This window comes from Candidimonas humi (genome assembly GCF_019166065.1).
Classification (GTDB): Bacteria; Pseudomonadota; Gammaproteobacteria; order Burkholderiales; family Burkholderiaceae_B; genus Candidimonas; species Candidimonas humi.
The window spans coordinates 332,691-359,131 of the sequence record NZ_JAHTBN010000003.1 but is presented as its reverse complement, the minus strand read 5'-3'; the positions used below and the strand labels follow the sequence as shown (position 1 = coordinate 359,131).

Annotated in this window: 31 protein-coding genes and 1 tRNA gene; 4 read left to right on the top strand and 28 right to left on the bottom strand. The window is 60.2% G+C overall.

All coding sequences use genetic code 11. The features are described 5' to 3' along the window. Positions 1–6 precede the first annotated feature (6 nt). From KVP10_RS08680 to acuR, 5 genes are all read right to left on the bottom strand, one after another. Entirely contained in the window at positions 7–1,443 is a 1,437-nt protein-coding gene (locus KVP10_RS08680) for a DHA2 family efflux MFS transporter permease subunit (protein WP_217964161.1), read from the bottom strand. Further along, positions 1,440–1,871 (bottom strand): MarR family winged helix-turn-helix transcriptional regulator, encoded by a 432-nt coding sequence (locus KVP10_RS08675; protein WP_217964160.1) that lies wholly within the window; start codon positions 1,869–1,871, stop codon positions 1,440–1,442. The genes KVP10_RS08680 and KVP10_RS08675 overlap by 4 nt, the downstream gene beginning before the upstream one ends. A gap of 320 nt (positions 1,872–2,191) precedes the next feature. Continuing rightward, a complete protein-coding gene (locus KVP10_RS08670) occupies positions 2,192–2,770 on the bottom strand; it encodes a peroxidase-related enzyme (RefSeq protein ID WP_217964159.1) in 579 nt (192 codons plus the stop codon). A 172-nt stretch (positions 2,771–2,942) separates the two neighbouring features. Next, positions 2,943–3,929, bottom strand: a complete 987-nt coding sequence (acuI, locus tag KVP10_RS08665; protein WP_217964158.1) for an acrylyl-CoA reductase (NADPH) — start codon at positions 3,927–3,929, stop codon at positions 2,943–2,945. Positions 3,930–4,058: 129 nt separating this feature from the next. Then, complete coding sequence (gene acuR / locus KVP10_RS08660; protein WP_217964157.1) at positions 4,059–4,808, bottom strand: acrylate utilization transcriptional regulator AcuR; 750 nt, start codon at positions 4,806–4,808, stop codon at positions 4,059–4,061. Between the two features lie 346 nt (positions 4,809–5,154). On the opposite strand from acuR, the gene KVP10_RS08655 reads away from it, so the two are divergent. The 4 genes from KVP10_RS08655 to KVP10_RS08640 all read left to right on the top strand — a co-directional run bounded on the left by KVP10_RS08655 (position 5,155) and on the right by KVP10_RS08640 (position 8,450). Continuing rightward, positions 5,155–6,453 (top strand): MFS transporter, encoded by a 1,299-nt coding sequence (locus KVP10_RS08655; protein ID WP_217964156.1) that lies wholly within the window; start codon positions 5,155–5,157, stop codon positions 6,451–6,453. 179 nt (positions 6,454–6,632) lie between these two features. Further along, positions 6,633–6,706, top strand: a tRNA-Cys gene (locus tag KVP10_RS08650). 162 nt (positions 6,707–6,868) lie between these two features. Continuing rightward, positions 6,869–7,900 (top strand): SOS response-associated peptidase, encoded by a 1,032-nt coding sequence (locus KVP10_RS08645; RefSeq protein WP_217964155.1) that lies wholly within the window; start codon positions 6,869–6,871, stop codon positions 7,898–7,900. Positions 7,901–8,207: 307 nt separating this feature from the next. Further along, positions 8,208–8,450 (top strand): hypothetical protein, encoded by a 243-nt coding sequence (locus tag KVP10_RS08640; RefSeq protein WP_217964154.1) that lies wholly within the window; start codon positions 8,208–8,210, stop codon positions 8,448–8,450. 109 nt (positions 8,451–8,559) lie between these two features. On the opposite strand, the gene KVP10_RS08635 is transcribed toward KVP10_RS08640, so the two are convergent. The 23 genes from KVP10_RS08635 to KVP10_RS08525 form a co-directional block, all read right to left on the bottom strand. Further along, positions 8,560–9,357, bottom strand: coding sequence for a patatin-like phospholipase family protein (locus KVP10_RS08635; RefSeq protein ID WP_217964153.1), 798 nt, complete (start codon positions 9,355–9,357; stop codon positions 8,560–8,562). After that, complete coding sequence (locus tag KVP10_RS08630) at positions 9,354–9,878, bottom strand: hypothetical protein (RefSeq protein WP_217964152.1); 525 nt, start codon at positions 9,876–9,878, stop codon at positions 9,354–9,356. Before KVP10_RS08630 ends, KVP10_RS08635 begins: the two co-directional genes overlap by 4 nt. A gap of 8 nt (positions 9,879–9,886) precedes the next feature. Further along, a complete protein-coding gene (locus KVP10_RS08625) occupies positions 9,887–10,201 on the bottom strand; it encodes a hypothetical protein (protein WP_217964151.1) in 315 nt (104 codons plus the stop codon). Continuing rightward, positions 10,198–10,425, bottom strand: coding sequence for a hypothetical protein (locus tag KVP10_RS08620; RefSeq protein ID WP_217964150.1), 228 nt, complete (start codon positions 10,423–10,425; stop codon positions 10,198–10,200). Before KVP10_RS08620 ends, KVP10_RS08625 begins: the two co-directional genes overlap by 4 nt. A gap of 69 nt (positions 10,426–10,494) precedes the next feature. After that, positions 10,495–10,953 (bottom strand): glycoside hydrolase family 73 protein, encoded by a 459-nt coding sequence (locus KVP10_RS08615; protein ID WP_217964149.1) that lies wholly within the window; start codon positions 10,951–10,953, stop codon positions 10,495–10,497. Beyond that, positions 10,940–11,224, bottom strand: coding sequence for a hypothetical protein (locus KVP10_RS08610; RefSeq protein WP_217964148.1), 285 nt, complete (start codon positions 11,222–11,224; stop codon positions 10,940–10,942). The genes KVP10_RS08615 and KVP10_RS08610 overlap by 14 nt, the downstream gene beginning before the upstream one ends. 6 nt (positions 11,225–11,230) lie before the next feature. Continuing rightward, positions 11,231–11,554: a hypothetical protein gene (locus KVP10_RS08605; protein ID WP_217964147.1), complete on the bottom strand. Its 324-nt coding sequence runs from the start codon at positions 11,552–11,554 to the stop codon at positions 11,231–11,233. A 64-nt stretch (positions 11,555–11,618) separates the two neighbouring features. Next, positions 11,619–12,071 carry a hypothetical protein gene (locus KVP10_RS08600; RefSeq protein WP_217964146.1) on the bottom strand — a complete coding sequence of 151 codons (453 nt, stop codon included), beginning with the start codon at positions 12,069–12,071 and terminating at the stop codon, positions 11,619–11,621. 9 nt (positions 12,072–12,080) lie between these two features. Beyond that, entirely contained in the window at positions 12,081–13,256 is a 1,176-nt protein-coding gene (locus KVP10_RS08595) for a hypothetical protein (RefSeq protein WP_217964145.1), read from the bottom strand. Position 13,257: 1 nt separating this feature from the next. Next, positions 13,258–17,862 carry a host specificity factor TipJ family phage tail protein gene (locus KVP10_RS08590; protein ID WP_217964144.1) on the bottom strand — a complete coding sequence of 1,535 codons (4,605 nt, stop codon included), beginning with the start codon at positions 17,860–17,862 and terminating at the stop codon, positions 13,258–13,260. Continuing rightward, positions 17,853–18,236, bottom strand: a complete 384-nt coding sequence (locus KVP10_RS08585) for a hypothetical protein (protein WP_217964143.1) — start codon at positions 18,234–18,236, stop codon at positions 17,853–17,855. Before KVP10_RS08585 ends, KVP10_RS08590 begins: the two co-directional genes overlap by 10 nt. A 96-nt stretch (positions 18,237–18,332) precedes the next feature. Next, entirely contained in the window at positions 18,333–18,746 is a 414-nt protein-coding gene (locus KVP10_RS08580; RefSeq protein WP_217964142.1) for a hypothetical protein, read from the bottom strand. 27 nt (positions 18,747–18,773) lie between these two features. Then, the gene (locus tag KVP10_RS08575; RefSeq protein WP_217964141.1) at positions 18,774–19,415 is read right to left on the bottom strand and encodes a hypothetical protein; all 642 of its coding nucleotides are present in this window, start codon (positions 19,413–19,415) and stop codon (positions 18,774–18,776) included. Positions 19,416–19,438: 23 nt separating this feature from the next. Then, positions 19,439–19,984 (bottom strand): DUF1833 family protein, encoded by a 546-nt coding sequence (locus KVP10_RS08570; protein WP_217964140.1) that lies wholly within the window; start codon positions 19,982–19,984, stop codon positions 19,439–19,441. A gap of 2 nt (positions 19,985–19,986) precedes the next feature. Then, positions 19,987–20,334 carry a hypothetical protein gene (locus KVP10_RS08565; protein WP_217964139.1) on the bottom strand — a complete coding sequence of 116 codons (348 nt, stop codon included), beginning with the start codon at positions 20,332–20,334 and terminating at the stop codon, positions 19,987–19,989. Then, complete coding sequence (locus KVP10_RS08560; RefSeq protein ID WP_217964138.1) at positions 20,334–23,213, bottom strand: phage tail tape measure protein; 2,880 nt, start codon at positions 23,211–23,213, stop codon at positions 20,334–20,336. Before KVP10_RS08560 ends, KVP10_RS08565 begins: the two co-directional genes overlap by 1 nt. Then, positions 23,213–23,482 (bottom strand): DUF1799 domain-containing protein, encoded by a 270-nt coding sequence (locus KVP10_RS08555; protein WP_217964137.1) that lies wholly within the window; start codon positions 23,480–23,482, stop codon positions 23,213–23,215. The genes KVP10_RS08560 and KVP10_RS08555 overlap by 1 nt, the downstream gene beginning before the upstream one ends. 47 nt (positions 23,483–23,529) lie before the next feature. Beyond that, positions 23,530–23,847, bottom strand: a complete 318-nt coding sequence (locus tag KVP10_RS08550; RefSeq protein ID WP_217964136.1) for a hypothetical protein — start codon at positions 23,845–23,847, stop codon at positions 23,530–23,532. A 3-nt stretch (positions 23,848–23,850) separates the two neighbouring features. Next, a complete protein-coding gene (locus KVP10_RS08545) occupies positions 23,851–24,510 on the bottom strand; it encodes a phage tail tube protein (protein WP_217964135.1) in 660 nt (219 codons plus the stop codon). Positions 24,511–24,605: 95 nt separating this feature from the next. Next, positions 24,606–24,989, bottom strand: a complete 384-nt coding sequence (gene gp17, locus KVP10_RS08540; protein ID WP_217964134.1) for a tail completion protein gp17 — start codon at positions 24,987–24,989, stop codon at positions 24,606–24,608. Further along, positions 24,979–25,518 (bottom strand): HK97 gp10 family phage protein, encoded by a 540-nt coding sequence (locus tag KVP10_RS08535; protein ID WP_217964133.1) that lies wholly within the window; start codon positions 25,516–25,518, stop codon positions 24,979–24,981. The genes gp17 and KVP10_RS08535 overlap by 11 nt, the downstream gene beginning before the upstream one ends. 2 nt (positions 25,519–25,520) lie before the next feature. Beyond that, on the bottom strand, positions 25,521–25,862 hold the full coding sequence (locus KVP10_RS08530) for a phage head closure protein (protein ID WP_217964132.1): 342 nt from the start codon (positions 25,860–25,862) through the stop codon (positions 25,521–25,523). Next, a complete protein-coding gene (locus KVP10_RS08525) occupies positions 25,844–26,440 on the bottom strand; it encodes a hypothetical protein (RefSeq protein WP_217964131.1) in 597 nt (198 codons plus the stop codon). Before KVP10_RS08525 ends, KVP10_RS08530 begins: the two co-directional genes overlap by 19 nt. Position 26,441: the final 1 nt, after the last annotated feature.

Here is a 26,441-nt window from a genome sequence, read left to right as displayed (position 1 = left end):
CCCGAATCAGTCCTCCTTGGGTTGATGTATCCACACCGGCAAACGACAGGCCGCGGCGAACACCAGCAGGTTCACGCCTATCAGCAGCGCGAACGGCGCCATGAACGAATGGGGGTCCACCGCCGCCTGATGCACCGGCGTCTGGGCCAGCGACATGACGATGGCCATGACGGTCACCGTCACCGGGCCTCCGAGCCGCTGGGCGATATTGATCGCGGTGTTGGCCACCGCCAGCCGGTCGCGCGCCACCGAGGCATAAGCCGCCGAAATCGACGGGATGTTGATCGTGCCCTGGCCGATCCCGGTAAGGAACAGGCATGCCGCGGCCAAGACCGGCGAGTATTGGGTATACACCATCCAGAGAAAGGGCAGCACGCCCAGCATGGCCAGGAACGAGCCTCCGGCCGATACCGCCCGGCAGCCGAATTTTTCCGTCAAGGTGCCCACCATCGGGAATGAGCACATCATGCCGAAGCCCATGGCCGCCATCGTCCATCCCGCCGCGGGCGCGGACAAGCCGCAACTGGTGATCAGGTACAGCGGAATCAGGAACTGCCTGGAAAAGGCCAGGCCGTTGGCCCAGAACTGCGTGGTGGCCGCCGCCGAAAACACGCGGCCGCGAAACAGCCGCAGGTCGATCAGCGCGGCGCCGCCCTTGCGCCTGGCATGCCAGATGAACACGCCCACCAGCGCCACGCCGGCCACGAGCGCGGAGGCCCCCTGCCGGTGGGTGGCCAGCTCCAGGCCATAAAGAAAGCTTGCCAGCCCGGGCGCGATCAAGGCGAAGCCGAGCAGGTCGAACGGGCGCTTGCGGATGGTGGAGGCGTCGCCCGGCAACAAGGCCGCAGCCAGTCCCACGCCCAGCAGCCCTATCGGCAGGTTGAGGAAGAACAGCCAGGGCCATGAAGCATATTTCAGGATGGCACCGGCCACCACCGGTCCCAGTATCGGCGCGATCAGCACCGGCGTGACGGTGTAGCCCATCACCCGCGCCATGTGCCGGCCGGCCACCCGGGCCAGCATCATCTGCGTCATGGGCGCCAGGATCCCGCCGGCCATGCCTTGCAGCACGCGGGCGCAGATCAGCTCGTCGATCGTGCGCGAAGCGCCGCACAGCACCGAGGTCAGCGTGAATGCCGAGAAACAAGCCAGGTACAGGCGCTTGGCCCCGACGCGATCGACCAGCCAGCCGCTCATCGGCAGCATCAGCGCCAGCGCCAGCAAGTAGCCGCTGACGACCCACTGGGTCGTGGCGATCGAGGCCTGCAGATCCTGATGAATGGCCGACAACGACAGATTCACGACGGTCGAATCCAGTTGCGTCATGAATGGGCCGAGAAAGACCACCACCGACACCTTCCAGACTTGCGGATCGATGCGGTCGGAATCCTGGGGCTTGGCGGGCGCCGCTTGCGACGTGTCCTGGAGATTGGGGGGACTCATTCGGACTCCGCCAGGCGCCGCATGATGCGGCCGGCAGCGAACAGCGTTTCCCGGTCCGCCGCGTCCAGGCCGCTCATGGACTGGGCCAGCCAACTGCGCTTGGCGTCGCCCGTGTTCTTGCGTGCGGCAGCGCCGCGGGCAGTCAGCCGGACGTGCTGCTGGCGGCCGTCGGTAGGATGCGGCCTGCGTTCGAGCATGCCCAGTTCCTCGAGCGAGGCCACGGTCGCCCCCATGGACTGGGGCTTCATGCCTTCGGCGCGGGCGAGCTCGGCGATCGTCGCTGGGCCTTCTCTTTCCAGCCGCGCCATGACGACGGACTCGGTCAGGGAAAGTTCTTGCGTGGCAGCCGCCGCGCGCATGCGGCGCACCAGCATGCCCAGGGCCTGGACAAAATCGATGACGGCGGTTTCGGGTATCTGGGTCGGCATTCCGGTTCTCGCGACGCCCCCCGGGATACCGGCACATGCCGATCAGCAAGGGGACGATCTCAACAGTATAACTTGCAAGTTTACCTTGCAAGCCAAACTGCCTAAATTTGCCTTGCCCTGCTTGTGTCCGCCGACTCCTGGCCCTTGCCTTGCTGCCCTTGCCTTTTTGCCGTTGCTTTCCTGTCGTCGCCCTCCTGCCCTTGCCTCTTGGCCGCTTGCCCTTTACCCCTCGCCCGTCACTCGCCGGGCCTGGCTGCGCGGCTCATCTTGCGCGGTCCTCCTCGCACACCTTTTTTGCGATCAATATTGGTAAGGCACGCTCAGCGGCCCATCGCATAGAACTCATCGTTGGGCCGCATATTGGTGACGTTGGCCATGCGGTTCGAAAGGCCGAAGAACGCCGCGATGGCGGCGATGTCCCAGATATCCTCGTCATCGAAGCCATGGCCGCGCAAGACTTCCATGTCGGCATCATTCACGGCATAGGCGCTGGCCGAGACCTTCATGGCAAAGTCCAGCATGGCCTTCTGCCGGGGCATGAGGTCGGCCTTGCGGTAATTGACGGCGACCTGGTCGGCGATCAGCGGGTTCTTGGCCCGGATGCGCAGAATCGCGCCGTGCGCCACCACGCAGTATTGGCACTGGTTGGCGTTGCTGGTGGCCACGACGATCATTTCGCGCTCGGCCTTGCTGAGATTGCCGGGTTTGTCCATCAAAGCATCGTGATAAGCGAAGAAGGCCCGGAACTCGTCCGGGCGATGCGCCAGCACCAGGAACACATTGGGAATGAAACCGGACTTTTCCTGTACCGCGACAATGCGCGCGCGGATGTCCTCGGGCAAATCGGCCAGGGCCGGTATGGGAAAACGGCCGATGGCCGGTGCTGTGCTCTTAGTCATGGAATAGTCTCCGGAAAATTTGAAATGCGCCCGTGTTGGCGGGAGCCCGAACTGTTGTGCGTTTTACCGCGCACGAGCCGCCGCCCGTCGTCCGCCGCCCCGGGCTTGGCGTGCCGCGGACAAACCGACCGGGCAGCATGCGCGGCTGCAAGGGCTGCGCACGCCTGCAAAATCAATCCTTATGGATGGGCACGATGATGCGGCCGCGTATCCGCCCTTGCACCAGATCCCCTGCCGCGGCAATCACTCCGTCCAGCGGCACATCGTGCGTCAGACCGTCCAGCACCGCTGGGTCGAGGTCGCGCGCCAGGCGGCGCCAGGCCTCGAGGCGGTCGGGCTTGGGACACATCACACTGTCCACTCCCGCCAGCGTCACCCCGCGCAATATGAAGGGCGCGACGGTGGCCGGAAAGCCCATGCCCGCGGCCAAGCCGCAAGCGGCGACCGTGCCGCGATAGCGCATGGCGGCGCAAACATTCGCCAGCACATTGCCCCCCGCCACGTCGACGGCGCCGGCCCAGCGCTCCTTCGCCAGGGGCTTGCCGGGCTCGCTGAATTGCGCGCGATCCAGGATCTCGTGCGCGCCCAGCGCCTTGAGGTAATCGGATTCCTGCGGCCGGCCCGTCACTGCGGCAACGGTATAGCCCAGCCTGGCCAATATGGCTACCGCCACGCTGCCCACCCCGCCCGCGGCGCCCGTCACAAGCACTTCGCCCGATTCCGGTTTGACCCCGTGGCGTTCCAGCGCCATTACGCACAGCATCGCGGTGTAGCCGGCGGTGCCTATGCCCATGGCCTGGCGCAGCGTGAACGGCGCCTGCAAGGGCACCAGCCAGCCGCCATCCACGCGGGCCTTGCCCGCCAGGCCTCCCCAATGTTTCTCGCCGACACCCCAGCCATTGAGCACCACGCGATCGCCCACCTTGTATTGCGGATCGTCGGAATGCTCCACCACGCCCGAGAAATCGATGCCGGGCACCATGGGGTAGCTGCGCACAATAGGCGACTTGCCGGTAATCGCCAGCGCATCCTTGTAGTTCAGCGTGGAATACGCCACGCGTACAGTGACGCTGCCGGCGGGCAAGCGATCGTCCGCAACATCGGCCAGAGCAACGCTTTGGCCGTTTTCCGCTTTGTCTATGAGTATTGCCTTGAACACTGCTGGCTCCTTTCCCTTTACTGACGAGTTGTCGTTTACCCGATGAGTTGCCGTTTACCCGATGACCCGCCGTTTACCTGACGAGTTGCCGTTTACCTGACGAGCTGCCGTTTACTGACAACGCACCGTTTACTGGCGATTTACCGATTTACGGGATGATGCGGATGTCCGGGCGAGAGCATGAGTAGCCGCGCCCGCGCAAGCGAAGAACCCTTCGGCGAAAACATCCAGCGCCCGCGGACTGCGCGCCAGCTTGGCGTGCAGGACGGCGCCTTCCCATCCAGTCCAGAAAAATGCCGCCAGTCGCTCGCAATCGGCGTCGGCGGCGATTTCGCCGGCGTCTTGCGCCGCGCGCAGGCACGCGGCGGTACGCCGCTGCCAATCGGCAAACACTTCCAACAGGCGGCCGCGAAACGATTCGGGCAACGCCCCCATTTCCTGCCCTAGGTTTCCGACCAGGCAGCCACGGCGAAACTCATAGCGGGCCATGCCCTGCCTGGCGTCGTCAATGAAATTGCGCAGGCGCGCCAGCGGCGGGCAAGACACATCCGAAAACCAGTGATCCAGCTTGGCGGCGAAATATTCCGCATAGGCGTCGATCAACGCCAGCCCGAAGGCCTCCTTGCTGTCGAAGTAATAATAGAAAGAGCCCTTGGGCACACCCGCCGATCGCAATATTGCGTCGATGCCGACCGAGGCGAAGCCCTGCTCGGTCAATACCGCAACGCCGACGCGCAAGAGACTCTGGCGCACGTCGGCATGCGCGGCGCCATCGCCGGCTGGCCGGCCGCGGCGCCGCGGCCGGCCAGCCGGCACCTGCGAGCTGCCGTCAGCGGCCGGCGCCGTTGCGGCGGCGGGTGTGGCAGAGGTGTTGGGCATACGTGGGGTTCCCTTCATCTTGAAGCCGAAGCCATCCGATCAAGCCCCGGCTCACCTGTTCCGAGACCAATTAAATTAATTATGTAATAAAATAGACTAATCGTCTATAAAATTCAACCCAGGCGATTCGAAACGAAGATGCCGCCACACGAAACCGTGCCGATCGCTTCGTGGTAGCCTTTGAATATAGCGTTTAGCGCCGCACGCTTCGTCAGCCGCTTGAACAAGCCATACGCAACAAGCGCGCCGGCGAGCAGATGCGGTCGACAAACGCATCGAAGACGCAAGAGTCCGGACATCGCCCGCGTCGCGCGGGCAGCAGAAAAACCAGGAAGGGGAAAGCAGCATGGCCAGGGTCGAACGCAAGGGTATTTATTTCGGTTGGGCCATCGTCGCCTCGGCCACCGTGCTGACCCTGCTCACGGTAGGCTTGCGGCTGAGCATCGGCCCCTTCTTCCTGCCCATGGCCCACGACTTGGGGCTGGATCGCAGCGAACTGTCCTCCATCGTCGCCGTAGGCATGATGGTGTACGGCTTGTCGATGCCAGCAGTCGGCCAACTCGTCGGAACCTGGGGCACCCGCAACGTGCTGCTGGCGGGTACCGTGATCGTCGCGGCTTCGGTAACGGGCACGGTAATGGCCACCAGTTGGGTCGGCCTGCTGCTGTCGTTCGGCGTGGGCCTGTCGGTCGGCCTCGCCCTGGCCAGCCCGGTAACCTTCACCCCCATCATCAGCCGCTGGTTCGTACGCCAGCGCGGCATGGCCCTGTTTTCCTTATCGGCCGGCTCGATGGCCGGCATCGCCATTCTCACTCCCGTCTTCACCTCCGCCATCGCATCGCTCGGCTGGCGCGAGACCATGGCCGGCTTCGCCTTGCTGTATGCGCTGGCCGCCATTCCCACCGCGCTGTGGGTCGTACGCGAGCAGGCGCCGGAAAATGCCGACCTGCGCAGCGACGCGAACCAGCCCACCAGCGCCAAAGACAGCGCCGCGCGCAACGCACGCCCGACGCGTGCCGCCATGCCGCCGGCACCCGCGCTCAGCCTGCACGAAGCCGTGCACACCGCCCCCTTCTGGCAAATCGTCTTCGGCCTTTTCGCCTGCGGATTCAGCATGAACCTGCTGGGCACCCACGGCATGCCGATGCTGATGGACCATGGCTTCGACGCGCACACCAGCTCCTTCGGCATAGCCCTGATCGGGCTCATGGCCATATTCAGTTCGCTGGGGCTGGGACGGCTGTCGGACGTCGTGCAGCGGCGCAGCATCCTGGCCACCATCTACATCGTGCGCGGCCTGGGATTCTTCGGCCTGGTCGAGGCCGCGTCCCCCTGGCAGCTCTACGGCGTGGCCGCAATCGGCGGGGTCGTCTGGGCCGGCAGCGTCGCGCTGTCCTCGGCCATATTGGCCGATGTATACGGCACGCGCCTCGTCGGCGTGCTCTACGGCCTGGCCTACGTCAGCCACCAGATAGGCGGCACCATCAGCTCATGGCTGGGCGGCTGGGCGTACGAACACTTCCACACCCACCTGGTCTCGTTCGGCATGGCCGGCGCCCTGCTCTTCGTGGCCGCCGCCATATCGCTGCGCCTGCCCCGGCGTGGGGAAGCCTTCGCGCCACCTGCCGCGCTGGCGGCAAACTGATGCGCTGACCAGCCACGGATTGCAAATCCGTGCGCCTCGGCTCGATTCCGAGTCGAGCCTCCAAATTGGTGTAGAATGGCGGGCTTTAGACGATTTCCCTTTCTTACAGGGGCTTATCGTCTGTTTCCGGGAAAGCATCCCGGATTCCTGATGCGCCTGCCCACATGCAGGCGCCTGCCGGCGCGATGGCAGAGTGGTTATGCAGCGGATTGCAAATCCGTGTACCCCGGTTCGATTCCGAGTCGCGCCTCCAATGTTCATGCGGATCTTGAGCCGTTCTAAATTGTTCTCTGGTCCGCAAAACATCCTTCAGTCCGCAATTCTTTACTTCGGCCCCCGTTCCGACCGCAATTCCGTCACAACTCACAATTCTGGCTTGTGCTAAAAATACTGTTCATAAATACAGTTTTTAGCCATGCTTTCCCATCGCGAGCTCAAAGCCATTCAGGACGGCAATCGACGTCACCAGGACGTCATGACGCTGCTGCGCGAGATTCGGCGTTTTCGCGACCTGCTCGTGCCGATCCGCCAGTATTTAGGTAAGCTGGTGACTCGTGATCAATCGCCCGAGCAGCAAGCGCTCTTTCGCGAGATTTACGACGCGATCAAGCTCGAGCCCTGCGTCCTCGAGTATGAACGCATGCTCGAAACGCGTCGGCGCATCGAACGCGAGCAGATCGTATCGGGAGTCTATGCGCAGCAAGAGCGAGAGCTGGAAATGTGCGGACGGATCAAGCAGGAAAAAAGCGGCCGGGAATACATGGAGACCTGGGGCACGGACGACTACACCGTGCTCGATGTGCCCAGCGAGCACCCGCGACCACGTTACAACGTCGCGCCTGGCGCCATGCCCTGGACCATTCACTGGCTAGATGACGGACGCCTGGCGATCGCTCGGCTGTTCTGGGGCTATGAGCCCTCCTGGGGCAAGCGCGGCCCCGCGGCGAATGCGCGTCTCGACAAGCTGGTCGACGACTCGCCGTTCTGGCGCGGCACGATGAGCCGGCGCGTGATCGTTCCGGCGGACGGCTGGTATGAGTGGACGGGCGAAAAGCCGGACAAACAGCCCTGGTACATTCATCCGCGCGACGCGCAAACGATATGGCTCGCAGCCGTATGCGGCTGGAAGCCAGGTGCCGAGCATGATGGACACCACGGATTCGCGATCGTTACTTCAGACGCGCGCGATGTGCTGCAGCAGATCCACCCGCGCCGGCCGCTGACGCTCACTCTTGAACTGGCGCAGGCCTGGACTGACCGTGGCACGACGCCGAAGGCTGCGCTGGAAATCCTCAAGGAAGCGCAGTCGGAGGCCGATTTCACATGGCACCAGGTAACGCGGGCCATGGGAAACAGCAAATATCAGGGTGAGGATTCGAGCGCGCCGCTGCCGGCGGCCAAAATGTCGGACTTTAAACCGCTGTTGGGGCCAGGAGGGATCGGGTAGGCGTAGGACCTTCTTTACCCAGCCACTTCCGCGTAGCACTTCTGTGCGGCTTTCAGTGACGGCAGGCCCCCGGCCACCATCTTCGCGGGTTCGGTGGTCTGCCAGAGCTCGAAAGCGTCTTTCCCGCCGACGATGACTCTGCAGATAGTCCAGCCTGGTGGCCCGATCCAATAGTATTCGTCCATTTTCCGCCACTCGACGTCCTTGCCCACCTGCGCCTCCTACAATCAACCGAGCGTAGTGTAGCGCCGAGCCCACTTAGGCGCAGATGACCACACGACCCCGCGAATGTGCAATGAGGAACATAATGGATAACATGATAAAAATTGCGCCGGGAATCTATCTGGTACGCACCCTGGCTGGATTTCGCAAAGCCATAAGGGCGGAATTTTCCGACTATTGCGAAAATTGGGTCATGAACGATGTACAGGGCTGGCCAACCAGCTATCCTGCCGTCGTGTCACTGAGTCTCGGCTACAGAGGTTCTTCGTTCGTCGCCTGCAACAGTGTTCACGTCAATATTCTGAAGGCAGCGATCTCAGAAGCCTAGAGGCTCTTTCCTTTGGCATCGATCGATTCGTAATTACGTTCCCAAAATGCAAAAAGACCGCCGGCCTCTCCGAAGAGAGACCGGCGGTTTTGTTTTTGTGGAGAACGTATCAGGCAGCGAGCGCCTTTGCGACTGCGTCTTTCCCGTCCTTATACAGCCGCAATCGCGTTCCGCGCGGCATGCGGCGGTCGAACGATGAGGCGTAGCCTGTCGGTACGTGCACAATCTGCGCGCCCGTATCTTGATCGAGCGTCATATGGGTGAGCTCATTGCTGGATAACATCAGATCGATGATGCGCGGGCCGAGGTCCCATATCCGGCTTCTGCCGGGAGCGAGCGGCGTGGTGCCAGTATCCAGATAGACACCAAACCGCGGCACATCGTCGACGATGAGATTGCTCGCCGGCATATTGTCCGTCGTTCCGCCGTCAACGAGTACATGTCCGTCGTAGCGTACGGCCTCATAGACGATGGGAATCGACGCGCTGGCACGCGCGGCCAGCGCCACAGGCACATCAGGGGTGTTCTGTCGATCGAAGACAAACTCCCGCTCTGTCATCAGGTCGGCAGCAATGATACGTAGATCGATCGACACTTGGGCGAACGTCTTGCCGCGCGTGCAGTCCATCAGGAACGACAGCATGCGGTTGCCCGATGAAAGCCCACGGCCGCTCAGAATCGAGCCGCACGAGAGACCCATCATCGGGGACCAGTCCATTTCCAGGCAGATCTGCCGCATCTCGACAAGCGACATGCCGCACGCATAGAGCGCGGCCACGATCGCGCCGCCGGACGTGCCGGCGAGCTCGATGATGCGGCGCCGGCCGTCTTGAATGGCCTGCAGTGCTCCCACATGCGCGGGCAGGCGGAATCCACAACCGCTTAGGGCAACGCGCAGAGGTTTCATTGCGCGGTCCCGGCAGTTGTAGCGCTGGGCGCCGTGGAAGTTGTCGCTTCCGAGACAGGCGCCGAGGACGGCTGCACAGTGGGTACGAGGATGGTAATCGAGGTCTGTGCAATGTCCAGGCCTATGAGTGCAAGATTTTTCCCATTGGCCGATAGGCTCGAGTTCTCGATCACATTCGCCAGCACGGGGAAGATGGCATTCACGAGCGTCTGCACACTGGCCGTGGATGCGAGGTCGGTTGCAGCGCAGAAGTCGTCCACTTGACCCACGACATTCTGAATATTCTTTGTGTCGGTCGCATCCAGCGGTGTCGTCAGGTTATTCATCGAGTTCTGGACGCCCAGCGCCAGGGGCTTGGCGACGTTGCAAACCTTGGTCGCCGTGTCGACGAAGCTTGCGACCGTGGGCGCTTGAGTGACCGGCGTGGTGGCCGTGACTCCAGCAGTATTTGTCGCGCAGCCGGCGAGCAAAACGAGAGACGAAAAAAAAGCCGCGATCGCGGCGAGTTTGAGGGAACGCATAGGAGCTCCTAGGGGGTGAGTTTGATTGCCGCGGTAGCGGCATTGGAGACGGCGGTGGAAATGCCGTTCAACTCGACGGACTGAGCTGCAATGGGTTTGCTGGCCGACGCGCCTGTTTCGCTGAAATCGAGCGTGATCGATCCATCCGAGGCCCGGGTGGCGTGCACCGTCACGCCGTCGACGTCTTTTGAGCTCGTGACCGTGGCCTCACAGCACAGTGTGTTGCCGGTCGCAGGATCCGTGTAGGGACGCAGAGTGTAGGTGCTCTGGCCCGCACAGCCGGCTAGCATGAGCACGCCGGTCAGGGCGATGAACGTCTTCATTGCGCCGGCGGCGTGGGTACCGCTGCAGGCGCGCCAGCCTTCGCCGCGCGCGCATTGAGCCAGTTGATACCCACGTGGGCCAGCGCGACGATCGCACCCGCCACGAGCGCAGAAACGCTCTCAGGCACTGGATGCGGGCAGCCGCTCAGCACCCATTCAACCGCCGGCACGACAGACGCGGCCGTGACCGTCACGCCGCTGGAAACAAGAATAGGATTTGCCATCAGGCACTCCATGAAAAAAGGGCCGCGAGGCCCAGGTAGAAGAAAACTAGGAAATCGGAGAAAAGCACGTCAATTCCCGGCCGTGTCTAGGGCTAGCAGCGTGTGTGCGCGGATGATCGATATGAGCTTGCTGGCGTAGTCCGGATCGGTGGCATAGCCGGCGCGGGCAATGGCCCAGGCGAAGTCCTCGCCGTCGTCGCAATGCTCGAATGCGGACGCATAGCGTGGGTTCTCAACCAAAAACCGCGCGTGATCCTCAATGCTGCCGAGCCAGTCCGGGTAGGCCCTGAATTTCGCCTCGATGATGATGGTCTTGCCGTTGACAACTTCATGCGTCTTTTTCGTCGTCACCGGGGCGATCCACGACGCATCGGCTTTGATGCCGAACAGGTTATGCCCGGGTGCGTGCGCACCCCAGCCTGATTCCAGCGCGGCCTGCGCGATGGTGACGCTCGCAGGCACCTTTGTTTCGCGCATCGCAGCCTGGGCAGCAGGCGCAATAGCAGCAATAAAGTCAGCGGGTGTCATACTTTCTCCAACTCCTGAAACGGCGCGCGTGGCGCTTGATCCAGTAGCAGCGGACGGCCATGCAGGCCATCGCTACCGACATCGCTGTCTCCGAGCGGTCGACGGTCTGCGGATACGTCCAAGCCCAGCCCGCGCAGGCGACCGCCGAAAAGCAGAGGAACACCAGTGCAAACTTTCCGAATAAGCCATCGTTGACGCGCGGCGACAGCACAGCCCATATGCATGCCAGCACCACCAGCAGGTTCGAAATCACGAAGATATAGAGTGTCATAGCTGCTCACCCCTTGCGGCTCAGCCAGCTGCGCGCGATATCGCTGGCCAGGCCCCAGAGATCCGCTTTGCGGATCGTCGAGACGGTCTTGTCGATCAACGACCAGCCAAGCGTGCCGATCAAAAACGAAATGCCACCCGCCCAGCCCGCCGGCGCGCCCACCAGCTCGATGACGGGCTGGGCGAAGAGTCCCGCGCATGTCGTGCCGGTTATCACCATCGCGACACGCTGCGTACGGGACAGTCCCTTAAACGAGGTCATGGACAGCACCGAACCCAAGGTGCCCAGCACGATCGACAGCAGCTTCGGGTCCTTGATCTCATCGGGCATTTGCATCGGTCTTCCCAAATAAAAGCCGCCTCGCGGGCGGCAGGGAGTTGCAGGGCACGTGGGCTTACGCTGTGATCTGCGCGGCCGCAACAAAAAGGTCGTCCATCTGCTGGCTGGAAATGCCTGCTTTGCCGGCCAGATACGCCAGCGCCGGGCTGGATCGCTCCCAATCCTGTGCGCGTGCCCACGCCCATTTCACTGCTGCCGGGGTATCGGCGGCGTCAACTGCAGTTTGCACGGCGTCCATGAGGCTCGCATTTATTAGCGCGATGCCGCCCTGCGCGGCGGATACCCGCTGAGGTATCACGGGCGGCGGGGCCACGTACTCGGCAATCGTGCCGTATTTTCCGGCGACAAGATCAGTGAACAGCTGCGCCCCATAGGGCATAGGGTCATCGGCGCGGGCGCAGAACGGATGCGTGCCATCCAGTTCGTTGAACACGACATCACACTTCACGGAAGTGTGATCGGCATCGGCCCATTGTGGGCTGACTACGGATTTGACTGTGAGACTCATTGTGTGTCCTTATGCATAGCGCATCCAGAGCGTAGACAAGTTGGTGTTACCGCCGGCAGGCGCGTAGCCCATACAGCGCCAACTGCCCGATAGCGATCCTGTAACGTTGCCTGCAGCGTTCGACCATTTCAGATCAGATCCTGCCGCCACGTCGCCAGGATTCCTCGACGCCGGGACATACACGAATGCGTATGAGCCTACGGCACCCGCGCCGAGGGTTGCGATGTAGCCAGCGAAATTCTGGCTTGACAGGATGGTCTGCTCTAAAACCCCGTCAATGTTGTAAATTACGCTGCCACCCCCCCAACGCAGGCGTATCCAGTTGGACGTAGACGAGACAACGCCGTGGTCAGACGTAGACCACTTCGAGTCAGGATTGAAATTTGACGACCCCCACAGGGTTCCTTGTGAGGAAGTAGACACACTACCGGCCGCACTAAGGGCCATGCTGCCCAGAATCGTAGTGTTGTCTGCGTCCACAACATCAAAGGTGAAGCCGCCGACTCCGCCGCCCTTATTGTTGACAATGCGAGTTTTGCCAGAGCTGCTGGGCTCGTTCCAACCGATATGCGTGCCTTGGCTTGATGGGTTGGTCGTTGAGTTAGCTTGTATACGCGGCAGAGTAAGCTGCCCGGTCATCGTGTCGCCAGACTTCGACACCTTGCCGTCCGCCGTAGATTGTGCCGTAGCGGCCGCGGCGCTTGCGGCTGCTGCAGCTGCGCCTACCGTGGCATTGACCCAGGCCACGTCCGTAATGCGAGAGCTAGTCGTGTCGCCGGTGCCGGTGACAACGTCCTTCGGCGCAACGGTGCCCAAGGTTGGCGCATTGGAAATTTTGCTGTAGTCAAGGTCTGTTACTTCAAGCGCGATATTGCCCGACCCGTCAAAGTCGACGCCGGCTGCGGTGGCCGCGCCCGAAATCGAGATTTTGCGTGCGGTCTTGAGCTTGGTGGCGGTGCTGACGTTGATCGCGTATTCGGTCTCCAGTTCGGCCCACGCCGTTCCAGACCAGGACTCCCATCGTTTCGACGCCGATGAATATCGGATCGAATATTCGGGAAGATTTGTTGGCGTCGTATGTGCGGGATCCAGCCCCTGCGCCAGATCGGCGAAGCGCCCATTGATTTCTGGGATGAACTCCGATGAATAATTGCTTGTTAATGTCGGTTTGCTGTGATCTGCCATATCAGTTCCCTCTGATTGCCCACGACACGACGCCGTCCTGGCGCGCACCGTCTTTGTCGAACAGGTAGATGCGCATGGACTGCGCATAGATCTGCAGACTTCCACTTTGATCGGGATGCGACACCGAAGCTGTGAACGAGTCGGTGTCGGCTAAAAGCACGGTGACGCGCTCGGGCGCGATGTCCGCATAGTTGAGCATCACATCTTGCCCCGCCAGAAGCCCGTGATCCGCAACGTTCACTGTCACGGTACCCGAGTCGATCGCGTATGTGCCGGATAGCGGCGCATCTTTGAAGTCGTAGACAGCAGTGCGCGACACGGTGCCGGCTGGCGTCAATGTGATTGAAGATACGTCGATGAAGTCGACGTTGAAATTCGCAATCGTGCCTTGTGTGTCCGAGGCCAGCGCAGACACCGAGCCGGCATCGTTTTTCAGCTTCGTCGACAACCGAACGGAGAGCGCCTTGATTTGATACAGCGCTGTCTCGGTGCCCGACTGCGAAACGATGAATTTGATGCGGACATAACGAAAGTCAACTGCAAAAGTCTCCAGCCCATTTGTCGGCGAACTCCATGTCGCATTGTCAGTTGAGGTTTCGATGGTTGGAGCGAGAATCGGGGCGCCCGCGACGACCAATGCATCCATAATGACCGTGACCTGGCTTGACGGTACAACCGTGCCAAAGTCAAAGACCTCTGTGTATGTACCGGGCGTAGGCGTGGGTTGCGCATATATCGGGAAACCGGCCGTGGCCTGATCCGATGGCGACCCCCAGGAGCGAGTGGAGAAGTGATCTTGCCAGGTGCTCGCTGTGTCGACCGGCAACAACAGACTGCCGCCAGCCACCAGGGCGTTCGTTTTTGTCGATGAAAAATCCGAATGCAGTTCCCCGTGAAAGATGAAGTCCGGCGGCTGTGCCACATTGGTCACAATGCTCACCGGAACGGATTCGTTGCCGTCCGTATCAACCGTGGCCAGCCAATACGTATACGTTCCCGCTTGCAGTTCTTGTAGCGTAGTGAACGATCCTTTCTTCGAACCAACATCGGAGGCCGATGCCCATGCGTCACCCTTCTTGAGGCGCATGTGCGAAACCGGTAGCGTGGTCGGCTCTGGCAGCGTCCAGAAAAGCAACACGTTATTGTCGATAACTTGCGCCCTGACGCCCGTTGGCGCGTTGGGAGCCAGTTTTTCGATTGCGATATTCGCGCCATCGGAGACTCGATCCAACGCGTCGACTGTGCAAATTTTGAACGTGCGAGAGCCAATCCAGTCCGCGGGTAGCGTGATGGTGGTCGATTTGGTGTCTTTGGTCACCGACCCGTAAGATACTCGGTACGTATTAAGTCCAAACTCTGGCGTAACACCGTTCCAATCCATCGTGATCGTCGCCGAGGTCTGGCTGGTATCGAAAAACGAAAATGTGATGCCCGTGACGTTTGGAATGGTCGCTGCCGTGTGGCTGATCGACGCTGAATTTTCACTATAGAGTCCCGCCGCTGTGAACGCGCGAACATACCAGACCTTCTCGACGCCCACGTCGCCAGGCATCACCAGACATTGCCTCGCGTCACCACGAAATAGGTACCCCGACGTGCCCCAGCCAGCATCCGTATCGCGCACCTCATACCCGACCACATCGGGCGTGGGCGAGCTGCTCCAGGAAAGGCCCAAGCGGGCGCCGTCTGGGACAATGGCCAGACCAGTGACATCAGCCGGTGCAACGGCAGCCCCTACAATCGTGTACGTCTCTGTTCTAGGCGTTCCCTGATTGGGCAGCGTCGCGGGCTTGACAGTCACAGTCACCACATCACCGCGCCGCAGATCAGACAGCGTCATCGACCGCGTTGAGAGGCGCGTCGATGAGCGTTGCGCACCATTGACGACAACAATCACATCAACCGGCGCAAATACCGATACCGTCCACGATACAACCATCGTCGCGCGCTGAGACAGGCTGTTGTAAAACCCTTCTACAAAATCAATATCAAATACGATGCCCGAGAGTAACGCACCGTCCTTGGGTGGCGTATAGGCATAGAGGTTCGTCTCGCAGGCGTAGTAGTCGGGATTGTCATCCTGGCCGGTGAACTTCAATCCCATGTCTTCGCCGCCCTGGACATCGATGATCTTGATCCGCCGGCCGGGCGTGGCGAGAGGGTCGAACTGCCAGGCCCAGTCGAAGATAGGCAGGGTGCCGTATCCGTCATCAGTGGGAATGTGGAAGGCCGCCGGCAGATCGCCCACGATCGTCAGCACGTCGGTTTCCCCGGTTCCTCCGGTATCGGCGGTGACAGCGACGAGCGCGAAATTGTTCTCGGGATCGCGCAGCATCGCCCAGCCTGTGCCGCCAGTCGGTACGGGCTTGTCCAACTTGACGGTATCAGCGGTCAGCGCAAGGCAACGGCCCGCGTAGCTCCACACGGTCAGATCGTGACTCATTTCCACCACGTCGCCGCGCGTCGCAATAAGACCTTCCAGATCCATTTCCCACTGAACCTTGCGGTAGTGGTATTCCTGGTCTGCCGCAATGAGGTTCGCTTCGCGCCCAGCCATGTCGGCATCGGTGCAGCCGTCAAAGTCGAGCGTCACGACGGAATTCAAGACGCCCACGTTCGGCACATTCGCGCGCACGCTGTCGGGGATCCAGCCTTTGGCCGGATTGACGAAATTCACCACGACTTGGTCGGCCGTCTGATCGGCGTTATAGGAGACCTTGAAAGTTCCCGCCTTGATGTTGTAGGGGCCGATGACCGCGACCACAGGAAGATTCGCAGCATCCCAGATGACGCCGAGCTTTCCCGACTGCCAGCTATACGAGGCTCGACCGGCGCGCGCGATCATCACTAGGACATCGTGCACGCTTTTGGCGTCTTTCAACACATAGTTGAAAGTCAATCGCTTCGCATCGCACCAAGTCCCCCAGGCTTTGATGCCCTCGATGTCTATGCGCGAATCCGGCAGGCATGCGCCATATATTCGATTGCCATCGGCGTCACGCTGGCCACGGACGTACCAAAGAAACCACCACGCCGGATTGCTGGTGGGCGCCCATTGCCATGCCGAGCCCGTCCAGACCCATGCCCAGGCCTGCGTGATGGAGTTAAGCTCATTGAGCGCACCGTTTAACTGCGACGTCGCTTGAATGCGCACGGCAAGCCGGCGTTGGCCCGCATAGTTGGCCGTGTCGGGCTGGTAGCAGAGGATTTGGTTGACCGCTAGTTGATTCGATTCCCGCGAGCTGGAGACATCCGCAGACGTTTTCCATATCTGGACATCGTACTGGCCAGCTGATAAGTCAATACCGATCGTCTGTCGCGTCGGCTCTTGCTTCGCCCCGGTCAACCGTACGCCGGGTGTCACGCTATAGGAAATGAGCGGGTCGGGCGCAATACCAGCCCAAGGCTGGCCCAACTGATAAGGGTGGACTTTCCAGCGCCACACGCCATATACAGGCGGCGTATAAAGATCTGAATCGCCGCCCGACGATGAGCCTTCTCGCAGGATGACTGTATCGCCATCCGTGTGGTCACTCGGATTCGTCGAGCCGTATGACACCTGTGTTTCTGTGGTGCCGTATTCGCTCGAATCTAGGCGCATCAGCGCCCAATAATGGGACGCATAGACAGCATCTTGCAGCAGGCCGACATCAACCCAGGCGCCACCGACTGGCCGATACTGTATACGCAGATCCACCGAGCGCGCGTCCATGCCTCCCTGATCGTTCACATAGAATAGCGATGCGGCCAGTTCGATGGATATATGCGTCGTATTCAGGCTTGTGGTTCGGCTATTGACTACGCTCGAATTGAGTGCGAAGCCCTGTATCGTATCGACGTTGCCCGGAAACATCGACAATGCGCCGGTATTCGGATCGGGGAGCTGGAGCTGCACGCCCTGATAGTTTTCTATGGGCGTGTCGCCGATGTAATAGCCCTCATCTCTAACCTCGTTCAACTGCAACCCGAAGTGGAATACCTGGTTCAGATATTGCGTGTCGCCCACATACTCGGTGTAGTAGTTCGCGCCGAGATCGGGCACAACTTTGCAACGCCCGAAGATCAGCATCATCGGTTGCCACAAGCGCGCTTGGTTCTGGCCGCCCGAGAGGGTGTAGCTTGGGTTGGTCTGGGTCGATGCGGATAGCGCGGCTGCTGCGGTAGAAGCCGTTAGCGGCGGCAGTAGGGTGGTGATCAGCAGCGAGCCGCCGATCATGATGGCGCCGGAAGCAATCGCACCGCCAAGCGTTCCCGCTGCGAACCCCAGTTGAGCCGCCATCCACGGCGCGCTCAAGGCCAGCGCCACCAAGGCGACCGTGCGAACGATTTTTCCAGCATCGCCACCAGTCGGTAGTTGCCGAATAACAATCTGGTCGCCGGTACGCGGAATCAAACGCATCCACAACGCGTCAGGAACGCGGGCACCGTTATGCCAGATGCGGATTCTGCCCGACGGCACGACAATGCCCGTGCGCTCGATATAGTCGCCCAGCGTTTCATTGTGCCGGAATGCCGCCACCTCAATAATCCTGCCGGCACCTACCATCGCATGCGGATAGACGATGAGCGGCGGCCGCTCGACGGTCGGCCGTTCTATCACTTCCATCGGTAATATCCTTCGACCTTGAAGTGCAACCGCGTGAGCGTGCGCAGGCGTTCGCGCGTCACCATGCCGTAGGCTTGGTTCGCATGGAGCACCCACCATTCATTGGCGAGCCAGCACATGACGCCAATATGGCAATTTTGGCCACGCCCGATCAACAGCGCGGGGCAACCGTCAACAGGCGTGTCGATGCGTGTGGCATAGTCGTCTTTCAGCTCGGCGATTTGCTTGGCCTGTTCGATGTAGCCTTCGGCATGGCCGGCGGGCAGGCCGATCACTTTCCCGAAAACCTCATGTGCTACGCGTTCAGCCAGGACAGCGCAATCTGCCATTTCTGCCACATATGGATGCCCGACGTAACGGTCTGACCAATGCATTTTTTGCGCTCATAAAAAAGCCCCGCAACGAAGACGGAGCTCTAAATAATAAAAACCCGGCTCAAGGCCGGGCAGGGATGATTTATGTCGGACGGATCAATTACATTCTTTATATCCCGCGAGCACCCACTTTTTCAGTGTCGTGCCTAACTTCTGTACCGATCCCAAACTGTAATAGGCCTTGATATCGGTCATATCCGGCGAGATTGCCTTGATGTCGATCACCTGGTATATATCTGTGCCTAGCCCACCATGCAATTCGACAGAAATTGTCCCCGATTCAATATCCGTATATAAGTCGCCGTGCACTACCTGTTGTGCGGTGATCATTCCTGCCTCGAAGCATTCACGCACCTTACCGAGGATGACGCGATATACAGCCTGATAGTTTTGGGGCGCCTGGAACTGATATAGGCGTTGCGGCCCCATTGCGCGCACACCATTCAACGTGGCCGGAGCGCAACCCACCAGCATCAACCCCACCGCCAGAACCACCAAAACTTTTCCCATCGCTGCCTCCCTATTTGTAAGCGGAGTTTACCGCCGAAGCAGATCGTGCGCTAGACCGAGCATCTTTGCGTTTGGGGCAGCCGTTAAAAAACCCGCGTGAGCGGGCTGAAAGATTGCGTCGGCCATTGACCAGCCTTGTTTCAGTCTATACGCCGCTCTCTGCCATGCTGAAGAACGTATTCGACCGAAATATACAAATAAGGACAGTTCGACTCCGTTTACTCGAACCTTCACATTGTTTCGCCGATTGTTTTGCTGCACTCTTTGTGTTGCCCAACGGCAATTGTCGGGTTCATAATTTCCATTTGTATCGATGCGATCAAGGGAATAGTCAGCCCCGGGCTTCGCGCCCATGTCACGATAGAAATTAGCAAAGTCATTCCATTTTTCGCTAAACTTGATGCCTCGCCCACCATAGTTGGCATAGTTCTTGTCATGTGGATTTCGGCAACGCCTCTTAGCGCCTTCCCACGATTTAAATTCAGGCGTTCCTGTCATGCCGTGCTTGCTGATCTTCGCAATTTTGCGTTTCCGGCCAATACAACCGCAATCTGTGCGTTCACCGCTGGTCAGGCGGCATGCCCGCGTCCTGAACTCGTTTCCGCAATCACAAACGCAACGCCAAATATGCTGGCTTCTTTTATTGGGGCCAATATCCTCAAGCGCCATGCAAAATCCGAACCGCTTTCCCTTTAAATCAAGTGCCGGCCTACCCATAGCAGTTTCCCTATAACATCATAGCTAAGAAGAAAAGCGAAAAGTGCGGTAAATAACCCCGGCGCGGTCGCTGGAGTGAAGTTCACGGTCGTTCCCACTTGCGCCAGCAAGTTCTGGTACCCGATGTTGCCCGTTACCTTCTGGTTGTCGATTTGCATGCCCGACAAGTCGAAGGTGATATCCATTTCGAGGGCCAGCGTGGAGCGCAGCACTTGCATCAGGCGGCACTGCGCACCGCGGCCGCCGTTGCTCTGCTCAAGCCATTGCGTCAGATCGCGGCCGATGTTGTCGACCTGCAGCTGGGCCTGCGGTATTTGGCCGTCTGTGTCATCAGGCCATACGAGGTCGAATGCACACTTGACGAACTCGTTACCCGAGACGGTTACGTTCTGGGTGTCATTGACCACGCGGATAGGTACGGCAAGGTCGGGGTGCGTGATTTCCAGAAGAACCAGGAAGGGCTCGTCCGCCGAGGTCGCAAGCAGGTTGCGCCGGGCTGCGGCCGAATATGAACGCGGCATGATCAGCCCACTGTTTCAATCTGCACCTGGGCGAGCCAGATGATGCCCGGCGAAGTCCACTTGACCGCGCCCTTTACGATCCGCGCCTGTTTCGTTACGCCATCGAGGGGGTCAGTCCAATCGAACCATCCGGCGCCGCCAAACAGATCGGTCTTCACCCAAGCATCGAATCCGTTCTTATCCTCGACACTTTCCACTAATATCTGCGCATTGCGGGTGACGATTGGCAATGAGTAACGGGCGCGCTGCTTGGCAATGCCGCCATCCATGTCCGTGCGCAGCACGCCGTAGTCGGCCTGTTTATCAAATCCATCAAGCAGGATCGTTGCGTAATCGGGGAAGGTTGCCATCAGGTCGCTCCCAGTGCTTGCATCTGCTTGCGAATGCGGCCACCGGTTTGTAGGTCAGTCAATACAACCTGCACCACCCAATCTTTACCGTTGAACGTTGGGGAACTGACTTTGGCCTGAGCGGGTTGACTGGTTTGGTTGACGAACTGGATTTGCACATTCGGTGCGCTATTACCGCTGTCCGAACGAACGCCAAGATTCCCATTGGACATCCTGGTCAGGGGCATGATGGCTTCCGGGCCGGCTTCTCCGAACACCCCGGCGCCCTTAGCGAAAGCGAAGTAATGCGGGCGGTCATAGATGCCATTGGAATATGCGGAGAGGCTCGGATTGTCAAATACGTTGCCATGCGCATTGTGTAGACTGTAGGACATCCAATCGACGCCGGGGGTGCCTGGCATGGAAGTTCCAAGCGAAGCATTTAAATCCAGGCCCGGAGACGCAGAGACGCCTGCAAGTGGGCCGAACAAACTGCCAAGCGCCGAACTCAATCCCGATGCCAACGGCCCGGTGAGGCTTTGCCGAATTGCAATGCGGGCCAAGTCGCTGATGATGCTGTTCGCCAAATCGGTAAAACTGAGTTTCCCTGTCGTGACAAAATTGACGAATACGTCTTCCATGCCTTTAAAGGCATTTGTCGCGGCGCTTTTCATCCCGTCGAAGACGTTGTCGGCATCCTCGGCGTAGCTGTTCAGCCCGCCTATCGCCCCCTGCGACCAACTGCTTTGTAGGTCCTTCAGACGCGCGTAATAGCTGGCATTCGCGGCAAGACGGTCTTGCAGGTTCTTTTGCAGTTCCGTCGTGAAGGCGTCATAGGTCGATTTATCGATACTGCCGCTGGCGAATTGCTTTGTGTATTGCTGCTGCTGCCGCAATATCTCCAGGCTAATCTGTTGCTGGTCGGTAAGCTGCTGCTTCGACGTCTGCCCAAGCGTCATACCCGCAAGCTGATTGCTATACTTGATGAGATCGTTCGCCAACGCCTGGGCGTTAGCGGCGCGCAGCGCATCAAGCTTGGCAGCATCCTTGATCTTCTGGATCTCTTCAGCCTTGGCGACGTTGATCTGATCCTGCGCGAGGACCAGATCCTTCATGGCAAGCTTTTGCTTGTCCGCAGCGGTCAGCGGCGCTTTGCTTGACGCCAGATCGTTAAAAAGTTGCTGATCCTTGGCAAGTTTTTGCTGTTCGGGCGTGAGTTTTGCATAGCCATTTCGCAATGCATCGAGTTGAGACTGAAGCGCTGCGGTCTGTTGTTTCGCCGCTTCCAGCAGGCTGTTGCCGGCATTGGTGCCGCCCCCTTTTTGCTCATACTTTTTATTGATGCGTGCTATACCATCAGCAATCTGCGTAGCGGTCAATCCGTAGGTCGCCGCATAACGCTTGAAATCCGCAATCTCTTTGTCTCTATTTTCCTTCCGGGTTTGTAGGCCCTTCATTTCACTATCAAGCCACTGCTTGGCATTGATTTTGGCATCCTGCGCCGCTTGAGCAGCCGCAGCACGGCGCTTGTCGTCCTCGTCTAGGTCATCAGCGGTGATCCGAGCATTGATGGCTCTCAATTGCGCCTGTAATTTCTGTGCCTTTGGAACGATATTCGGATTACCGAATGCCGCGCCCCCCGCGTTGGAGGCGAAATCCTGATCCGGGCTCGCATCGGGGTTCGCACCAAGCGCAGCGATTTGCTTGCGCAACGCGTCGGCCTGCGCTTTCAGTTCATCTACCGGCGTGGGGCGCCCGATATTGAGCATCGCGTCCCAAGCACCTTTCGCCGCCTTGCCCAGCGAATCCCAGGCCCGCTCCAGCGTGCCCTGCGCCGCCTCGATCTGCACGGCCTGATTGTGCACGGCGTTCGCATAGGTCGATTGCGCGAGCGCCGCGGCTTCCTGCTCGCGACCTTGATCCTGTAGCGCCTTGATTTGCTCATAGGTCGCGGCCGACAGGAAATGCTGCTGGTCATTCAGCTTGGCAATGGCGTCGGCCGGCTTGTCGTTCAGCGTCTCGAACTGCGCAATGATCTTGTCGATGCTCTGGCCGGTCGCATCGGACATTTCCAGCGCGGCAGCGGCCACTTCGCGGTAGGCCGTGGGCGCGATCTTGCCCGAGGACACCACCGTATTGAGCGCAGCCGCCGCGGCGTGCGTGGTGGAATCGACCGATGTGCCGATCTGCGCGGCCATGCCAGAGAGTTGCACGGCGGTCAGGCCCGCGACATTGCCGGTCAGGATCAGGGACTTGGAAAACGCCTCCTGTTCGTCCGAACCCTGCTTGTAGGCCAGCGCCAGGCCCGCAGCCGCCGCTGCGGCGACCGTGTATGGATTGACCAACTTCAGCAGCGCGCCGCCCAGGGCCTCGGCGGCGGGCCGGATGCCGCCGAACATGTCTTTCAACTGGCCGCCTTGCTGCAGCAGCACCGTCAGGGGTCGTTGGCCGCCCTGTAGGCCAACAACAATGTCGGTCAACTGCGCCGGGACGCCGCGCAAGGCCATATTGACCTCTCCGACCGATTTCCCGTACTGGTTGAACTTCGAACTACCTTTGCCTGCTGCCGCGGAGGCCTTTTCCTGTGCATCGGCCAGTGCGTTGATGCGCTGCCGAAACCCTTCGATGACCGGGACCGGCACGTCTCGCATGGCCGCATTCAGCAGTCGCTGGGACGCCTCCGCACGGTTGATCGAGATGTTCAGCGTCTCTTGCGTGGTAATCCACTTGTTCAGACTTGTGGCGGCTGATTTGGCCGAAGACGACGCACCCTTGAATGCTGCCTGCGCCTGGGTCGAGAACGAACTGAGCGCCCCCTTGGCCGAAGTAATGCCCGCCTGCAGGGTCGACGCATCGACGGTAATGTCGATCCGTGCGGTTCCGATTGCGTCATCAGCCATTATTCGCCCTTGTCCTCATAGATCCGATTGAGAATTTCGCGCTCGATGAATCGAAGGTGATCCATCATTGCTTCGCGCTCCTTCCCTTGAATGCCTTGCCTGTCCATTTCCGCGAAGAACACGCCGTAGTTCAGTCCGGTGGGGCCGGCCATACTTTGTGCCCATTGGGTTTGGTTCTCGATGTAAAGCTCGACGGCTGGCCAGGCTTCCGGCCAGACCGCCGCTTGTCGATCCGGGAAATGCTCGGGGCCGAGCCCGAGCTTTCGCATGTTCTCGGCAGTCGGGCGCCGCCACATCAACACCCGAACTGCCGCAGTCAGTTTTTTTCCAGCTCGATCCGACGGGCCTGCCAGAATCCCTGCAAGATGGCTTCGCAGATACCGGAGCGTTCATCCTCCAATTCGAGGACGCCTTCGATGGATAGCGAATAATCCGTATCCCATTCTTTGACCAGGAACACGACCAGGGACGGCAGGAATGGCACCGAGGATTCCTTCAATTCGGCAACCTTGTCGTCGTATTCACTGGATTTCCGGTTGAAATACGTCAACTCCAGCTTGTTCGACTCGCCCGCACCCTTGATCGTGAGCCGCGCGGGGATGGTGGTCGGCGCGTTGCCGCGTTTAATCGCCATGAATTACGCCCCCGCCTTGATGAGCGTGCCGCGCTCGTTGAACACCAGCAGCGTGGCCGTATTCTTGGCCGGGTTGCCCGAAGACAGGGCCGGGCTGGGATTGAAATGCAGGTAGCCGTACTCGTAGTACATGTCGCCGTTGGGCAGCTTGATACGGATGACGCGCGGCTTGCGCTCCGCCGTGGCGGTGATGGCCGCCGCGTACCAGGGCAGCGTGTCGTCGTAATCCAGCGGCAGCGTGTACTGGCGGGCCGTCGCACCGATGGGAATGGCGAATTCCTGGCCGAATGGGTCTTCCAGGTACTTCCCGGTGTAGGTCTGCGGCTCGCCGCCCGAGATCGCCAGATCGCCCTGTTGGCTGAAATCCACGAAATCCGACCAGGCCACCAGCGAGCCGGTGATGCCCGAGGCCGGGTACAGCGTGGTGTTCGTCGTGTCCAGGCCCAGCAGTTCGGCGCCCGAGGAATCGACCGTGCCCGCGACCGTGGGCCGGCGGTTCAGGGCGCCATTGTTCGAGGAAATGGCGATAACATCGCCCTCGTCCAAGTCGCCGGTGATGTCGGCAATGGGCGGTTTGGCGTTGGTGATCGCCGAAAAGGGAACGGCGGTGCCCGCGACCGTGGCAAAGCCAACCACGCTGCCGTCAGCGAAGATCGTGCTCATGTGAGCCTCCAAAGAAAAAGCCGCGTGCTGCGGCATGGTCGAAAAAGAAAACCCGCCGAGCTTTCGCCTGGCGGGCAATGATTGTGTGTGGTTGGCTACCTGACTTTCAGCCAGACGCTGTAATCCTGCTGAATGCCATAGAGCTTCAGGGCTTCTTCGTATTGAGAAATGCCCTGGCCTATGGTCTGGGCGGACACGAAAGCGGCGCCCTGTTCGATGATCTTCTGGCGGACTTGCAGGGCCAGCGCTCCGACTTCATCGCGCACGGCTACACCATCTTCGTCTTTCCACCAGCACCAGACTTGAACCCGGTAGTTCTCGCAGTCCGGCAACTTGCGAGCCAGATATTCATAAGCCTGGCCGCCGACGATTTGATAGACGATCAGCGGAAATACCGGAGCATCGGGCGTCGTGTCTGGATAGCATCGATTCGACACCAGCGGGCCCAGCAGGCTGAAGATGGCGGCTTCAATTGACATCGTAGGTGTCCAGTGCGGCCGGATTGGCCTTAATTTCAGCGAAGCGTACCCGGCCACGTTCCAGCGCGACCTGCACGGATTCATGACCTTTGGCGGTGATGGTCGGACGAAGGGTTGGATGTGCTGGAACCCACTTGGCGGTCGGCATTGCCTCCCTGAGCGGATACCCATTGCGGATGACGTTGGTCCACCAGTGACCAAACTCCAGCAGATGACCGTGCGGCGCCTTGGCGGCATTCCAGGACACGCTGTATGTTGCAATTCCATTGGCCGGGTTCGATCTACTCTCCGAATAGGCCAGATAGATGGCATTACGCAAGATGGCCGCGCCTGGCACACGCTTTACCGTATCGCCCCCCTTCAATGCGGTACTGCCGTCGTAGACAGGGGCCCGTGCCTTGGCTTCGTCGCGCAGCACCTTGCCGCCGGCAACCGCCATGCTGCGCGGCAGATGCTCGACGGCGGCTTTTCCGAGCGCATCCAGGCCAGCCAGCGCGCCGCTGATGTCGATTTCTAGACCGGCATCCATGACTATCCTTGACTGCCGCCCTGCTCGCAAACGAGATCAGTCCTGTCGTGGCCGGCCAGATCAAGCCGAACCTGCTTAATGTCGAATATCAGCCCGCTATACAGCACGCGCATGGCGTCGGTGATGTCCGTGCGATACCGGATGCGGAAACTGTACGAATTGATCGAGGCCGCGACATTGCCCTGGTTCGCTGTCTGCCGAATCGAGGCCATGCCGGTGGCACCGGCAATATTGGCCCACACCTTGGCGAAATCCTCCCATGTCGAGATCGGCTGTCCGCTCGTTGACTGGCCGGCCACCTTCTGTTGGATGGTGATGCGACGGTTCAGTTTTCCCGCTTGCATGCCTCACCCCCATCCGCCAATTCCGCTTCCAGGCTCGACCGCCTGAATGCGATCAGTTCAGAGTGCCGGCTGCAGTTGACGATTTCGCATCCATGCCCTTCCGCCGCCGCGGCGAGCCCAGCAAAGTGCGCCTGCCATTTCTCGCATTTGGCCGCGTCCGGGTTGCCGGTCGCCGAATGATCGCCATGCCAGTGCGTGCCATATGACACGCTGCAGTCGTAGCCCAGCAGGATGATTTTCTTGGCGTCGAACCGCATGGCCAGCGCGATGGCGCCGGCGCCCGAGTTCTGCTGATCGCGCAGCGGCAAAGCGGCCACGTCCTGCCCGAATGAATATGGCGCGGCCAGCTCACCCTGGAAGCCGGATATGACTTCCTCGTGATGCTCGCGCCACCACTTCTTGTCCATAGCCCACAGTACATCCGCCCACGCCGCCAGACGAAACGTCGTGTTCGTCACGATGACACCGTGTTTGGAAGACTGATCTCGCCATGCTTTAACCGCCAAGCAATCAGCTTCGGTGAGGCTGGGCCCGCTGGCGATGCAAACGACCGTGCCCCAACTTTTCTGAATCATCATG

What these genes read in the sequence shown, in the direction of transcription:
- KVP10_RS08680 (WP_217964161.1), bottom strand. Translation starts at nt 1,443, where the DNA reads ATGAGTCCCCCCAATCTCCAGGACACGTCGCAAGCGGCGCCCGCCAAG.
- KVP10_RS08675 (WP_217964160.1), bottom strand. Translation starts at nt 1,871, where the DNA reads ATGCCGACCCAGATACCCGAAACCGCCGTCATCGATTTTGTCCAGGCC.
- KVP10_RS08670 (WP_217964159.1), bottom strand. Translation starts at nt 2,770, where the DNA reads ATGACTAAGAGCACAGCACCGGCCATCGGCCGTTTTCCCATACCGGCC.
- acuR (WP_217964157.1), bottom strand. Translation starts at nt 4,808, where the DNA reads ATGCCCAACACCTCTGCCACACCCGCCGCCGCAACGGCGCCGGCCGCT.
- KVP10_RS08655 (WP_217964156.1), top strand. Translation starts at nt 5,155, where the DNA reads ATGGCCAGGGTCGAACGCAAGGGTATTTATTTCGGTTGGGCCATCGTC.
- KVP10_RS08645 (WP_217964155.1), top strand. Translation starts at nt 6,869, where the DNA reads ATGCTTTCCCATCGCGAGCTCAAAGCCATTCAGGACGGCAATCGACGT.
- KVP10_RS08640 (WP_217964154.1), top strand. Translation starts at nt 8,208, where the DNA reads ATGGATAACATGATAAAAATTGCGCCGGGAATCTATCTGGTACGCACC.
- KVP10_RS08635 (WP_217964153.1), bottom strand. Translation starts at nt 9,357, where the DNA reads ATGAAACCTCTGCGCGTTGCCCTAAGCGGTTGTGGATTCCGCCTGCCC.
- KVP10_RS08630 (WP_217964152.1), bottom strand. Translation starts at nt 9,878, where the DNA reads ATGCGTTCCCTCAAACTCGCCGCGATCGCGGCTTTTTTTTCGTCTCTC.
- KVP10_RS08625 (WP_217964151.1), bottom strand. Translation starts at nt 10,201, where the DNA reads ATGAAGACGTTCATCGCCCTGACCGGCGTGCTCATGCTAGCCGGCTGT.
- KVP10_RS08620 (WP_217964150.1), bottom strand. Translation starts at nt 10,425, where the DNA reads ATGGCAAATCCTATTCTTGTTTCCAGCGGCGTGACGGTCACGGCCGCG.
- KVP10_RS08615 (WP_217964149.1), bottom strand. Translation starts at nt 10,953, where the DNA reads ATGACACCCGCTGACTTTATTGCTGCTATTGCGCCTGCTGCCCAGGCT.
- KVP10_RS08610 (WP_217964148.1), bottom strand. Translation starts at nt 11,224, where the DNA reads ATGACACTCTATATCTTCGTGATTTCGAACCTGCTGGTGGTGCTGGCA.
- KVP10_RS08605 (WP_217964147.1), bottom strand. Translation starts at nt 11,554, where the DNA reads ATGCCCGATGAGATCAAGGACCCGAAGCTGCTGTCGATCGTGCTGGGC.
- KVP10_RS08600 (WP_217964146.1), bottom strand. Translation starts at nt 12,071, where the DNA reads ATGAGTCTCACAGTCAAATCCGTAGTCAGCCCACAATGGGCCGATGCC.
- KVP10_RS08595 (WP_217964145.1), bottom strand. Translation starts at nt 13,256, where the DNA reads ATGGCAGATCACAGCAAACCGACATTAACAAGCAATTATTCATCGGAG.
- KVP10_RS08590 (WP_217964144.1), bottom strand. Translation starts at nt 17,862, where the DNA reads ATGGAAGTGATAGAACGGCCGACCGTCGAGCGGCCGCCGCTCATCGTC.
- KVP10_RS08585 (WP_217964143.1), bottom strand. Translation starts at nt 18,236, where the DNA reads ATGCATTGGTCAGACCGTTACGTCGGGCATCCATATGTGGCAGAAATG.
- KVP10_RS08580 (WP_217964142.1), bottom strand. Translation starts at nt 18,746, where the DNA reads ATGGGAAAAGTTTTGGTGGTTCTGGCGGTGGGGTTGATGCTGGTGGGT.
- KVP10_RS08575 (WP_217964141.1), bottom strand. Translation starts at nt 19,415, where the DNA reads ATGGCGCTTGAGGATATTGGCCCCAATAAAAGAAGCCAGCATATTTGG.
- KVP10_RS08570 (WP_217964140.1), bottom strand. Translation starts at nt 19,984, where the DNA reads ATGCCGCGTTCATATTCGGCCGCAGCCCGGCGCAACCTGCTTGCGACC.
- KVP10_RS08565 (WP_217964139.1), bottom strand. Translation starts at nt 20,334, where the DNA reads ATGGCAACCTTCCCCGATTACGCAACGATCCTGCTTGATGGATTTGAT.
- KVP10_RS08560 (WP_217964138.1), bottom strand. Translation starts at nt 23,213, where the DNA reads ATGGCTGATGACGCAATCGGAACCGCACGGATCGACATTACCGTCGAT.
- KVP10_RS08555 (WP_217964137.1), bottom strand. Translation starts at nt 23,482, where the DNA reads ATGCGAAAGCTCGGGCTCGGCCCCGAGCATTTCCCGGATCGACAAGCG.
- KVP10_RS08550 (WP_217964136.1), bottom strand. Translation starts at nt 23,847, where the DNA reads ATGGCGATTAAACGCGGCAACGCGCCGACCACCATCCCCGCGCGGCTC.
- KVP10_RS08545 (WP_217964135.1), bottom strand. Translation starts at nt 24,510, where the DNA reads ATGAGCACGATCTTCGCTGACGGCAGCGTGGTTGGCTTTGCCACGGTC.
- gp17 (WP_217964134.1), bottom strand. Translation starts at nt 24,989, where the DNA reads ATGTCAATTGAAGCCGCCATCTTCAGCCTGCTGGGCCCGCTGGTGTCG.
- KVP10_RS08535 (WP_217964133.1), bottom strand. Translation starts at nt 25,518, where the DNA reads ATGGATGCCGGTCTAGAAATCGACATCAGCGGCGCGCTGGCTGGCCTG.
- KVP10_RS08530 (WP_217964132.1), bottom strand. Translation starts at nt 25,862, where the DNA reads ATGCAAGCGGGAAAACTGAACCGTCGCATCACCATCCAACAGAAGGTG.
- KVP10_RS08525 (WP_217964131.1), bottom strand. Translation starts at nt 26,440, where the DNA reads ATGATGATTCAGAAAAGTTGGGGCACGGTCGTTTGCATCGCCAGCGGG.